Below are 12413 nucleotides of genomic sequence, written 5' to 3' on the forward strand. Positions count from 1 at the left end.
AGGTTCAGGGCAAGGACATAGAACGCCGCAATGAACAACGCAACCGGACAGCAACGGGTCTTCCTGTTCCTGCAGGGACCGCATGGCCCCTTCTTCAACCGTCTTGGTGCTATGCTGCGCAAGACCGGGGCCGAGGTCTGGCGCGTCGGGTTCAATGCGGGCGACCGTGCCTTCTGGTTTCATCCACGCAGCTACATTCCATTCCGCGGCACGCAGGACGACTGGCGTCAGACCTTCGTCGATTTGCTCGCGCAGAAACAGGTCACGGACATTGTTCTGTACGGCGACGTGCGCCGCATCCATGCCGAAGCCGTGGAAGAGGCGAAACGGCGCGGTCTGACGGTGCATGTCTTCGAGGAAGGGTACATGCGGCCCTATTGGGTGACCTACGAACGCGGCGGATCGAACGGTCATTCGCGCCTGATGACCATGACCATCGACCAGATGAAGCGCGCGCTGGAAATGTCGGATATGGAGGCGCCGCTGCCTCCGGCCCATTGGGGCGACATGCGGCATCACATCTTCTACGGCGCGCTCTACCACTGGTTCATCATGTTCCGGAATGGGGATTACCGCAATTTTCGGCCGCACCGCTCGCTGACCGTGGTGCAGGAATTCCTGCTCTACCTGCGCAGGCTGGTTTTGATGCCCGCAACCTGGCTCGACCGGGCGATCGCAACAATGCGCATACGGCTTGGCGGCTTTCCATATCACCTCGTGCTGATGCAGCTTGAGCATGACAGCTCGTTCCAGAAGCATTCCCCCTTCACCTCAATGCCAGAGTTCCTCGAACAGGTGATCGACGGCTTTGCCAGCGGGGCGCCGGGGCATCATCACCTTGTTTTCAAAGCCCATCCTTTAGAGGACGGCCGTGTCAACGTCAGGCGCGCCATACGGGACTTCGCCCGGCAATATGGCGTGTCCGACCGGGTCCATTACGTGCGTGGCGGCAAGCTGGCGCAGCTTCTGACTGACGCCCGTACCGCCGTGACGGTCAATTCCACTGCGGCCCAACAGGCGCTCTGGCGCGGTATTCCGATCAAGGTCTTTGGCGATGCCGTCTACTCCAAACCCGAGTTCGTCTCAACTCAGCCACTCCCCGAGTTCTTTTCGACCCCGTCGCGCCCGAACATGCACGCCTACAAGGACTATCGCCGCTATCTGCTTGAAACATCACAGCTTCCCGGAGGATTCTACTCGGCGCGCGGACGGCGGCAACTGCTCCGTCAGGTGGTCGACATGATGCTCGCTCCGGACGATCCCTACGATGCGCTCAGGCGCGGGACCGCGGCCCCTCGGCAACAGTTGCGGGTCGTGCACTAGGCCTTACTGCCTCTAATGCTGGCGTTTTTCATGGATTGACGGTAGCTTAAAAAGAAAAACCCGAGGCAGAACATAAGGTCGAGGAGACCGAGCAGTGAAAAACTCCCCTTCCCGGTGGGCGCAGTCCGTCGCCCTCATGGCTGCGGTGTCAATCCTGGCATCCTGCGGCCTGCCGCGCGTCGGCCCCAACAAACGTGAAATTTTCGCTGGTTCCGTTCAGCGCGAAGGCGACGCCTTTGTCGTCTCCATCAATGACCGCGTGACCCGCGCCACGGCCGTTGTGCCCGCGCTTGGATTTTCCGAAGCCTTCACCAACGCCGAAACGCTCGGCTCCGATACGATCCGGCCCGGCGATACGCTGGGGCTGACGGTCTGGGAAAATGTCGACGACGGCCTGCTGTCGAGCGGCCCCGCCAATGCCACATCCCTCGAAGAGGTACAGGTGGATGGCTCCGGGTTCATCTTCGTGCCCTATGCCGGGCGGATCCGCGCAGCGGGCAACACGCCGGAGCGGCTGCGCCAAATCATCACCGACAAGCTCGAAGAGCAGACGCCGGACCCGCAGGTTCAGGTGCGCCGCCTTGCCGGGGATGGCTCGACCGTGAGCCTCGTCGGCTCCGTCGGCGGACAGGGCGTCTATGCCATCGAACGGCCCACGCGGACACTGTCAACCATGCTGGCGCGCGCCGGCGGCATCACGATCCAACCGGAGATTGCCCAGGTCAAAGTGCTACGCGGCAACCGGACCGAGACCATCTGGTTCCAGGACCTGTACAAGCATCCGGAGTTCGATATTGCCTTGCGCGGCGGCGACCGCATCCTCGTCGAAGAAGACACCCGCGCCTTCACCGCGCTTGGCGCGACGGGCGCACAGGCCCGCGTGCCCTTCGAGAGCCAGAACATCAGCGCCGTCGAGGCCATTGCGCAGGTTGGCGGCCTTTTGGCAGGCTCTGCGGACCCGACCGGCGTTTTCGTTTTCCGCAACGAACCGGCGGAAATCGCCAACACCGTGCTTGGCCGCAGCGATCTGATCGGCGCACAGCGTATGGTCTATGTTCTGGACCTGACGCAGCCGAACGGCATGTTCATGGCCCGCGATTTCGTGGTTCGGGATCAAGATACGCTCTATGTGACCGAAGCGCCGTTCACCCAGTGGAACAGGACGATTGCCGCCTTGACCGGCACGCTTGGCGCGGCCACGACCATCACCTCTGCGGCCGATACTCTCGGCGGATCCGGTGGCTAACCGTTTGAAAAACAGACCCGAGGGACAGGGCAACGCCGGGGGAGAGATCCCTCGGCGTCTTTTTGTCTACAACGCCGGGTTTCTGCGTCAGCCTCGCCTCCGGCGGATTCTCGGCCTCGCCGGGTATCGCGTTTCTCTTGGACGTCCTGCGCCTGACGAACTCATTGGCGTCTGGGGGCAGTCGCCCTTTGCCCACCGGGGCGAGGCCATGGCACGGCGAACCGGCGCGCAAATCGTGCGGATCGAGGACAGCTTCCTGAGATCCCTCAACCCTGGGCGTGACGGGGAGCCGCCGCTTGGGCTACTGATTGATCATACCGGTGTGCATTTCGACGGTCGCAACCCCTCCGATCTGGAAGCCCTGCTGGCAAGGGAACCGCTGGACGATACGGCCCTGCTCGACCGGGCGCGCGGCGCCATGGCGCGGATGAAATCGGCACACCTGTCGAAATACAGCGCCACTCGGCTCGATCTGGACATCCCCGATCCCGGCTATGTTCTGGTGATCGACCAGACAGGCGGCGATGCCTCCGTCCTGGCGTCCGGTGCCGATCGTAACCGCTTTCTTGAAATGCTTTTCGTCGCGAGAGAAGAGAACCCCGGCGCCCGGATCGTGATCAAGACCCACCCGGAGACCGCAGCGGGGCATCGGCCCGGCCATTTCAGGGAGGAGGATGCCACCGGCCCGGTCAGCCTGTGCGACGCGGCGGCCTCGCCGTGGCAACTGCTGGAGGGCGCGACCGCCGTTTACACGGTTTCCTCACAGATGGGCTTTGAGGCCATATTGGCCGGGCATAAACCCCGCGTGTTCGGCCTGCCGTTTTACGCCGGATGGGGCCTGACTGATGATGAAATGATCAGTACCCGCCGCCAGCGCAGGCTGACCCGCGCGCAACTCTTCGCGGGAGCGATGATCCTCTATCCACACTGGTACTGCCCCTACAGTGACAGGCTGTGCGAGATCGAAGACGTGTTGGGCGCGCTTGAGGCGCAGACACGGGCGTGGCGGGAAGACCGCCAAGGCTGGATCGCCGAAGGCATGCGCCTGTGGAAACGCGCGCATCTGCAGGCCTTCTTTGGTCAAGACAAGAAGATACGCTTCGAAGCGGATGTGGAAAAGTCGCGCCGATTGGCGAATAAAACCGGGCGCCGCCGCATGGTTTGGGCCGGCAAGGCCATGGATGCCGAGGCCGTGCGCGTGGAGGACGGATTTTTGCGCTCACGCGGCTTGGGCGCCGAGCTTGTCCCGCCGCTCTCGCTGGTGCTGGACGATCACGGCATTTACTACGATCCGTCCCGAACCTCGCGGCTGGAAATGTTGATCCGCAATCGCGCTGCGGATCACAGACCTGACCAAATCGAACGCGCCCGGCGCTTGATCGAGCGGGTCACGACCGGAAACTTGTCCAAATACAATCTATCCGGAGATTTACCCACAGTGCCGGCCGGACGCCGGATACTTGTGCCTGGCCAAGTCGAAGATGATGCCTCTATCCTGACCGGCAGCCCGGATCTACAGAGCAATGCCGCCCTTCTCGAACGGGTGCGGGCCGCGAATCCCGATGCGGTTCTGCTTTGGAAGCCGCATCCCGATGTCGAAGCGGGCCTGCGCGCTGGACGCGTCGATAATCCCGAGACCTGGGCCGACCTGACACTCGTGAACGCACCAATCGCCCCGCTTCTTGATCTGGTTGACGAGGTTTGGACCATGACGTCGCTGACCGGGTTCGAAGCCTTGCTACGCGGCTGCAAAGTCACGACCCTGGGCGCGCCGTTTTATGCCGGTTGGGGTCTCACACAGGATCTTGGACCGGTGCCCGCCCGGCGGATCGCCGGGCCGAGACCGGATATTGCATTGCTCGCCCATGCCGTGCTGATCGAGTATCCGCGCTATCGCGACCCACGCACCGGGCTGCCCTGCCCGGTCGAGATCATCGTGGACCGACTCGAACAGGATGATCTGCCGCGCAGAGGGCCATTCAATCGCAGCATGTCGAAGCTTCAGGGAATATTTGCAAGCCAGGCCCATCTCTGGCGCCGATAGGTTTGGCAGCCTGCATTCGGAGAAATGCCTTTACGCGAGACGCTTGACCGCAGCCTTCTTAACAAAAGGTTAAGAAGAGGGTCCTAAGCCACTCTTGGGAAAGCGATTTTCCAGTTTTCCACAGCAGCATTCCCCGGACATGATTGCGCGAAGTGTCGCAGACAATCCCATGATAACAAGAATATTTCTATTCCGCTGCGATGCGGCGCCAAATATGGCGGATGTCACGCCCCTCCACCGAGAAATCCACAAGCTGGAATCGCGGTGCCTCGCTCAGTCTTTCCACGCCCAGGGCACCAATTCCCGGATGCCCTTCGGCGCCCAGCGTCATCCCGGCACTGAAGACCTGAAGTTCGTCCACCAGATCACTGGCGAGCAGGGACGCCGCCAGCTGTCCGCCCCCTTCGCAAAAAATACGGGTCAGCCCCGCCTTGCCGAGCGCCGACAGAACCGACGCAGGATCAACACGACCGCCTTGCACGCGGCACGGCAACAGGCGCGCGCCTAGCCCCTCCCAAGTCCGCAGGAATTGCGGATCGGCGTCAGGGCCATGGCAGACCCAAACCGGAACGTCCTGCGCCGTGCGCGCCAATTGCCCCATCAGTGGAAGATCGAGAAACCGGGATACCACCACTCGGACAGGCTGTGGCACGGCACCAAAGCCGCGCACGGTCAGCGACGGATCATCCGCACGCGCCGTTCCGCCCCCGACCATGACCGCATCATGCGTATTGCGCAGCGCGTGGACCGCGCGGCGGGCGTCCGGACCCGTGATCCAGCGGCTCTCTCCCGTTGCAGTTGCGATCCGACCATCCAGACTCATCGCCAGCTTCAGTGTCAGCCACGGGCGCTCGTGTTCTGTCCTGAGTAGAAAACCAGCATGGTCGCGCAGGGCCTCGTCGGCGAGAAGGCCCGTTTCCACCGTGATCCCCGCATCGCGCAGCATGGCAAAGCCCTTGCCCGACACCCGTGGATCGCTGTCCGGCGCCGCCGCAACAACCCGCGCAATCCCGGCCTTGATCAGCGCCTGCGCACAGGGCGGCGTCTTGCCATGATGAGAGCAGGGCTCAAGCGTGACATAGGCGGTTGCCCCCTTCGCCGCCGCGCCCGCCATGGCCAACGCCTCGGTCTCTGCGTGCGGCCTGCCGCCGAGCTGTGTCCAACCTCGGCCCACGACACGTCCATCGCGCACGATCACACAGCCAACCGCCGGGTTGGGCCAGCATTTGCCCATCCCGCGACGCCCCAGCGCAAGCGCGTGGGCCATGTGATGCCGATCGGCTTCGCTCACTTTTCGGCCGGTGGGACCGCTGCTTCCGGGCGCAGCTCGGAGACGAATTTGTCAAAATCATCCGCAGCCTGGAAGTTCTTGTAAACGCTTGCAAAGCGCACGTAGGCGACGGTGTCGATCCGGGCCAGCGTCTCCATGACGATCTCCCCGATCTGGTGCGAGGAAATATCGGTCTCGCCCATGCTTTCGAGCCGCCGCACGATACCGGAGATCATCTGATCGACGCGTTCCGGTTCCAGCGGTCGTTTCTGGATCGCGATCCGGATCGACCGTTCGAGTTTGTCCCGATCAAAATCCTCACGCCTGCCGTTGGACTTGATCACCACGAGGTCGCGCAGCTGCACACGCTCATAGGTCGTAAACCGTCCTCCGCACGCAGGGCAAAAGCGCCGACGCCGAATGGCGACGTGATCTTCCGCCGGGCGCGAATCTTTCACTTGAGTGTCAATATTACCGCAAAACGGGCAGCGCATTGGCCGTCCCCCTCGTTCCGTTTTTCTGCTCTTCTTGCCTGATTGCGCGGTTTTCCCGCACTTATCCACAGCCACTATAGGTCAGTCCCAAGGTTTTGGGTAGTGGTCAATTTTGGCCGCTATATGGTGACTGTTTCCGCCGTGGCGAAAGAGACTCAGTCCGGTTTGCGCGGCTATGAAGGGATATGCCAATCGCGTCCGCGCCGGGTTTCGACATACTCCGGCCAGGGCAGATGCGTCGGCGCCGGATAATCGGCAAGCGGCGGGATCCCACCCGCGGCTTCGCGCCGCGCTTCGAATTCCGCCCAAGCCGCCGTTCGCAGCGCGGGATCGGTCAGAACCCGCAAGGCCGCTCGGGCCAAGACACGACCGGCACAGATCACTGTCGGGTCGATCAAGTCCGGCATGCCTCCCAGAGCATTCATCGCCCAGGGTGGATAGGGCCCGCCCCGCAAAGCCGGGCGCGCGACATAGAACCGCGCGGTCGGACAATGCCATGTCATATCCGTGTAATCGTCGGATGTGCTGTTCGCTTGGGACGGCGGCAAGTCCCGGCGCAGGATCGCCTCGGCAGTTTCGGGATCAATCAAGCGTGTGCATTCGGAGATCAGCGGGACCGCGTCTGGCTCCGTTCCACAAGCCACCTGCACCTGCCGCGCGAGATCGAGCGCAGCCTCGTCCCAATCCGGCGGCCCAACCTCTTGCAATCCCGTCCAGACCGCCCGCGCCATGGCATGATTGGCCAAGCCGGGACGGGACTTCGACACCCAGTGCTTTTCGACACGGCATCCGGTCATCTGCGCCGCGAGGTCGGCGAGACGATCCAGCTGCGCCGTAATCTGTTCCGCCATGGCGAGATCCGGCACCCGGATCATATACTGCAAATCTGCCATCAAGGCGGGAAGGTTGTCCGCCGTCGCCTGCCCGGTCGATAGGATGGCCTCTGACACGGACCAGCCGCCTTGGTGCGGCAACATGCTTCCGCGCAGCGCCCTGGCCGATTGATACATCTGCATCAGCGCATCATTCGCGCCCGGCGCGCGGATATCCGAATGCGATTGCGGGATTGGTGCGCCGTCCGTCGCCCCCCAGTGCTGCGGCGCCTCACACAGAAAGCGGTAAACAAAGCTGTAGGCCGCGCCGCAATGCGTGTCCCAGCGCACGGTGTTGCACAGCGGCAGCATGTAAAACGGATGGAAGGACAGCATCGCATCCAGCCCGTCATAATACCCCTTTGCCGCGTGGATGGGCTTGGAGCCACGAACCTTTTCCGCAGGCTCTCCAGTGATTTGCAGAATGCCGCGAATGCCCTGCGCCTCCATTGCCGCCTTGGTCGCAAGCAAACCCGCGAGCGATCCCATCCCGAGAGCCGAATGCGGGTCGGTATGCCCTGCCGCCATGAAGCCGAGCCCCTCACGCGGGGCGCGCTCCGGCACAGCCGCCTGACAATTGCTCGGCACCGCATCATATTCCGCATAGAACCCGACGGTTGGCCCGTCGCCATTGCGCCAACGGGCGCAGAACGCGGTTGGCATTCCGCCGGAGCCTTCCTCGACCTCGAAACCCTCGGCGCGCAGCCGCGCCACGTACCAATTGCAGGAGCGATACTCCCGCCATGCAGGTTCGGCGAAATCGAAGATTGTCGCGCACCAGTCGGAAAAATCTTCGCGGCGCGCGCTGATGAAATCATCCACCACCCGGATTGCGGCATTCGGCATATCAGAGGCCCTCGGGCACGGAATAAACCGGCTTGGTGTTTTCGCCGGCTTTCAACGCGGCCTCCCGGCGGGTCATCCACGCGATGATTTCCTCGGCCGTCGGGTCCGTGTCCTCGATCCACTTGAAACACCACTTGGCTTCGCGCTTCATCGCCTCGGGGTCGACATCGTCAAGCGAACGCTCAGGATCATCCCAGCGCGGCCCACCGAGATAGACAGCGGCAAACATCATCTTGGCGCGGATCGGGGGCGTTCCGGCTACCAATAGTGCCTCGTAAAACATCCGGTGCACTTCTTCCCAGCGTTTCGTCTGGTAGGTTTCAAGCGTCTCGTTGCCGACGCCGCAGTAAGCATCATGCAGCGCGGCCGCTTCGAGGTATTCGCGGCTTTGCCGGTCGCCCATCAGTGGCTCGAACAGGATCGGAATAGACGCCCCGTCCGTCAGCGTTTTTGGCGGAGCGGTCCATGTCTGTCCGAAACCATCAATAAAATCGATTTTCCGGGTGGTCGGCAGGAACGCGTGCTTGAACTTCGCAACGAAAACAGGCGTTCCACCCATCTCGATCGGGCCACCCACGAAACGGCAGATCGTGCCCTCCTGCCCCGGCCCCAGACAGAGCGCGCCGGACCGGTCCGCGCGATCGGCAAGGAACTCCGGAACACCAAACGCCAAAGCCCCGGCGAGCAGGACCGCAACAACGGCAAGCGTTTTTCCCGATGGCATACGCGACATTCACGGACCTGTTTTGCGGCAGAGCAGATGGCTGTGAAGGTACCATGCGCGCTGTCGCCTGCAAGTGGCAGATTCCCGTCCCGCCATCCTAGCCCAAATGTGCAACAACCTGTCGCCGGTGCGGCGCGGTGCGGTGCTCGAACAGGTAAATGCCCTGCCATCTGCCGAGCGCCAGTTGTCCATTGCTGACCGGGATCGACAGGCTCACCGGCATCATGGACGCCTTGATGTGGGCCGGCATGTCATCGGGGCCCTCGTAGGTGTGCGTAAGATAGGACATGGATGGGTCGGTGCTTGGCGGGACCAATCTGTGAAAGAATGCCTGAAGATCACTCTGAACGTCCGCGTCCGCGTTTTCTTGGATCAGCAGGCTTGCAGACGTGTGGCGCACGAAAAGGGTCAGAAGACCGCTGCCCTGCACCCATGCAGCGACGTCATCGCTGAACTCGTAAAGCCCTTGTCCGCTGGTTGAAATCGTAAAGGTCGTAGATGGCATTTCGAGTTTCCTGCTTCAAACGACGCAGTGTAAAGGTGCCCGTCGATCTGGCCGGTAGCAAGATTGCGCCACGAGAAATCATTAGGTGTTTGATTGAAGCAGCCCCGGTTCGGGCCGGGGCCTTATGGCTCACGAAATCAAACGTCCCGGACGACGCAGGCGACTTGCGGGAGATCGTCTGCACTGTCGAACAAAATCGGGGATCCGCCGTCTGTAACAGCCGGCATCTGGGCGACCTGCGCCAAGGTCTCCTGACATCGCGCCAAGTCCTGAGCATCGACTTCGATTTCGATCACGCTCGGCTCGCGATCAACCAGAGCTGCCGTGGCAGCAAATGTCCCTGCGGCAGTAAAGAGCAGAGCGATGGTGTAGAGAGGAATTTTCTTCATCTGCTTGGGCCTCCTGAGTGCTTAACGTGGATTATGACACTTAGGTTCCGCAGAAATGGTGCAGATCACCTTTGGCTCAGGCGCAGAATACACCGAATTTGGCTAAATTCCGTTCCGTTGGTAAACCGTTGACTCAGGCCTCGCCTATAGCGTGCGTCTCCGCGTAAGCGCCAGCTTCAGAACAAGAAAAACCCAAGGAATACCGTGCAGCGCAAGATCGAACCTGTCGGTCGGTCGCACGAGATCACCGGCCGCCAACATTTTCATTTTTTCCCAGATATGCGGCTCCGGAAAGAAAGGTGCCAGGCCCACGGTCGCACAAAGAAATATGAGGATCGGCCAGGTCAGCGCGTTTTCAACGGCGCAAAGCAACCTCATGTACGAAAGAGACTCTCGCCCATCTGGTCGATCATCTGGCGAGCCTTGTCCACGGAGGCCTCGGCCGCAACGTCAAATTCGCGGATCATGTCAGCCCGGATCAGGCGATGGGTCTTTACCTCGCCGTTCACTTCTCCTTCGATCACGGCACAGATGCGGAATTGCCCGCCCTCGTCTATGGGCTGCGGCGTGATACGAAAGCCTTTGTACTCAATCGGATCGGCGGCGGGTGCCTGAGGCTCCCCACCGCCGCCAAAAAGTTTCTTCCAAAAGGACATGCGCCCGCCTTACTGATCGAGGAAGCTGCGCAGCTTGCGCGACCGCGACGGGTGCTTGAGCTTGCGCAGCGCCTTGGCTTCAATCTGCCGGATCCGTTCGCGGGTCACACTGAACTGCTGACCGACCTCTTCGAGCGTGTGGTCCGTGTTCATGCCGATGCCAAAACGCATACGGAGAACACGCTCTTCGCGCGGCGTGAGCGACGACAGAACACGGGTGGTGGTCTCTTTCAGGTTTTCCTGAATGGCGCTGTCGAGCGGGAGAACCGCGTTCTTGTCCTCGATGAAATCGCCAAGCTGGCTGTCTTCCTCGTCGCCGATGGGCGTTTCGAGAGAGATCGGCTCCTTGGCGATCTTCATCACCTTGCGGACCTTTTCGAGCGGCATTTGCAGCTTCTCGGCCAGTTCTTCCGGCGTCGGCTCGCGGCCAATCTCGTGCAGCATCTGACGGCCTGTACGAACCAGCTTGTTGATCGTCTCGATCATATGCACCGGGATACGGATCGTGCGCGCCTGATCGGCGATCGAGCGAGTGATCGCCTGGCGGATCCACCACGTCGCGTAGGTCGAGAACTTGTAGCCCCGGCGGTACTCGAACTTGTCCACGGCCTTCATCAGGCCAATGTTGCCTTCCTGAATAAGATCAAGGAATTGCAGGCCCCGGTTGGTGTATTTCTTCGCGATGGAGATAACCAGACGCAGATTCGCCTCGACCATTTCCTTCTTGGCCTGACGCGCCTCTTTTTCACCCTTCTGGACCTGACCGACAATGCGGCGGAATTCGGAGATATCGAGACCGACATACTGGCCGACCTGCGCCATGTCGGCACGCAGTTCTTCGACCTTGTCGGAGGAACGCTCGATGAACATCTGCCAGCCGCGACCGGCCTTCTCGCCCATGCGCTCCAGCCAGTTCGGATCAAGCTCGTGGCCGCGGTATTCGTCAACGAACTCGCGGCGGTTGATACGGGCCTGATCGGCCAGCTTCACCATGGCGCTGTCGATGGACATGATGCGCTTGTTGATGCCGTAGAGCTGGTCGATCAACGCTTCGATGCGGTTATTGTGCAGGTGAAGCCCGTTCACCAGTTCGACAATCTCGCCGCGCAGCTTTTGATAGCGCTCTTCGTCGCCGGCACTGAAGGTGCCGTCTTCGTTCAGGGTCGCCGAGATCCGGCTGTCCTGCATCTCGGCCAGTTCTTCATAATCCTGAGCGATGCGGTCCAGCGTTTCAAGCACGCGCGGCTTTAGCGCCGTTTCCATCGCGGCGAGCGACATGTTGGCCTGCTCGTCGTCGTCGTCGTCGTCGTCGTCGGCAATGGGGTTGCCGTCGGCATCAAGCTCCGGTTGATCGGATTTCGGCTTGGCCGCCGCTTCGACGCCAGACGTGTCGACCACCGGCTCTTCCACGTCGCCATCTTCGCCCATCTGGCCGGAGAACGTGGTTTCAAGGTCGATCACATCGCGCAGAAGGATGTCTTCGGAGAGAAGTTCCTCGCGCCAGATGGTGATCGCCTGGAAGGTCAGCGGGCTTTCACAAAGCCCGAGGATCATCGTGTTGCGGCCCGCCTCGATGCGCTTTGCGATGGCAATCTCGCCTTCGCGGCTGAGCAGTTCGACGCTGCCCATCTCGCGCAGATACATGCGAACCGGATCATCCGTGCGATCAAGCTTTTCCGAGCTGCCGGCGGAGACGGCAACCTCGCCCGCCTTCTTCGTCTCGACAAGGTCGGTTGAGCCCTTGTCGTCGTCGTCAGCCTCTTCGTCATCCTCGGTGACCTGAATGCCCATCTCGGAGAGCATGGACATCACGTCCTCGATCTGGTCCGAACTGACCTGATCCGGCGGCAGCACCGAATTGAGCTGATCGTAGGTGATGTAGCCGCGCTCGCGGGCCTCTGCGATCATCTTTTTGACCGCCGTCTGGCTCATGTCGAGGCTGACATCCTCGTCCTGATCCTGCGGCTTGGCGTCGTCGTTATCCTTGGCGGCCATCAGGCTCTCCTCGTCGGGGATTCGGGTCGCGATGTGATTCGTTATCACG

General features: G+C 61.6%; 11 protein-coding genes. 3 read left to right on the forward strand and 8 right to left on the reverse strand.

Annotation, left to right across the window (positions count from 1 at the left end):
- Positions 1-30 precede the first annotated feature (30 nt).
- From ACN2XU_RS11635 to ACN2XU_RS11645, 3 genes are all read left to right on the forward strand, one after another.
- Positions 31-1323: a capsule polysaccharide biogenesis protein gene (locus ACN2XU_RS11635; RefSeq protein WP_419410611.1), complete on the forward strand. Its 1293-nt coding sequence runs from the start codon at positions 31-33 to the stop codon at positions 1321-1323.
- A 94-nt stretch (positions 1324-1417) separates the two neighbouring features.
- The gene (locus tag ACN2XU_RS11640; RefSeq protein ID WP_419410612.1) at positions 1418-2569 is read left to right on the forward strand and encodes a polysaccharide biosynthesis/export family protein; all 1152 of its coding nucleotides are present in this window, start codon (positions 1418-1420) and stop codon (positions 2567-2569) included.
- Between the two features lie 208 nt (positions 2570-2777).
- Positions 2778-4613, forward strand: coding sequence for a capsule polysaccharide biogenesis protein (locus tag ACN2XU_RS11645; RefSeq protein ID WP_419410613.1), 1836 nt, complete (start codon positions 2778-2780; stop codon positions 4611-4613).
- Positions 4614-4800: 187 nt separating this feature from the next.
- Here ACN2XU_RS11645 and ribD read toward each other — a convergent pair whose 3' ends face one another.
- The 8 genes from ribD to rpoD form a co-directional block, all read right to left on the reverse strand.
- The gene (ribD, locus tag ACN2XU_RS11650; protein ID WP_419410614.1) at positions 4801-5904 is read right to left on the reverse strand and encodes a bifunctional diaminohydroxyphosphoribosylaminopyrimidine deaminase/5-amino-6-(5-phosphoribosylamino)uracil reductase RibD; all 1104 of its coding nucleotides are present in this window, start codon (positions 5902-5904) and stop codon (positions 4801-4803) included.
- Complete coding sequence (nrdR, locus tag ACN2XU_RS11655) at positions 5901-6377, reverse strand: transcriptional regulator NrdR (RefSeq protein ID WP_419410615.1); 477 nt, start codon at positions 6375-6377, stop codon at positions 5901-5903. The genes ribD and nrdR overlap by 4 nt, the downstream gene beginning before the upstream one ends.
- A gap of 173 nt (positions 6378-6550) precedes the next feature.
- Positions 6551-8095 carry a zinc-binding metallopeptidase family protein gene (locus ACN2XU_RS11660; RefSeq protein ID WP_419410616.1) on the reverse strand — a complete coding sequence of 515 codons (1545 nt, stop codon included), beginning with the start codon at positions 8093-8095 and terminating at the stop codon, positions 6551-6553.
- A 1-nt stretch (position 8096) separates the two neighbouring features.
- A complete protein-coding gene (locus ACN2XU_RS11665) occupies positions 8097-8828 on the reverse strand; it encodes a DUF1353 domain-containing protein (protein WP_419410617.1) in 732 nt (243 codons plus the stop codon).
- 88 nt (positions 8829-8916) lie between these two features.
- Complete coding sequence (locus tag ACN2XU_RS11670; RefSeq protein ID WP_419410618.1) at positions 8917-9324, reverse strand: secondary thiamine-phosphate synthase enzyme YjbQ; 408 nt, start codon at positions 9322-9324, stop codon at positions 8917-8919.
- A 137-nt stretch (positions 9325-9461) separates the two neighbouring features.
- Positions 9462-9713, reverse strand: a complete 252-nt coding sequence (locus tag ACN2XU_RS11675) for a hypothetical protein (protein ID WP_419410619.1) — start codon at positions 9711-9713, stop codon at positions 9462-9464.
- A 374-nt stretch (positions 9714-10087) separates the two neighbouring features.
- Positions 10088-10369, reverse strand: coding sequence for an HlyU family transcriptional regulator (locus ACN2XU_RS11680; protein WP_419410620.1), 282 nt, complete (start codon positions 10367-10369; stop codon positions 10088-10090).
- Between the two features lie 9 nt (positions 10370-10378).
- On the reverse strand, positions 10379-12364 hold the full coding sequence (rpoD, locus tag ACN2XU_RS11685; protein ID WP_419410621.1) for an RNA polymerase sigma factor RpoD: 1986 nt from the start codon (positions 12362-12364) through the stop codon (positions 10379-10381).
- Positions 12365-12413 lie beyond the last annotated feature (49 nt).

Origin of the sequence: Pacificoceanicola niger, assembly GCF_048553275.1 — a bacterium.
Classification (GTDB): Bacteria; Pseudomonadota; Alphaproteobacteria; order Rhodobacterales; family Rhodobacteraceae; genus Pacificoceanicola.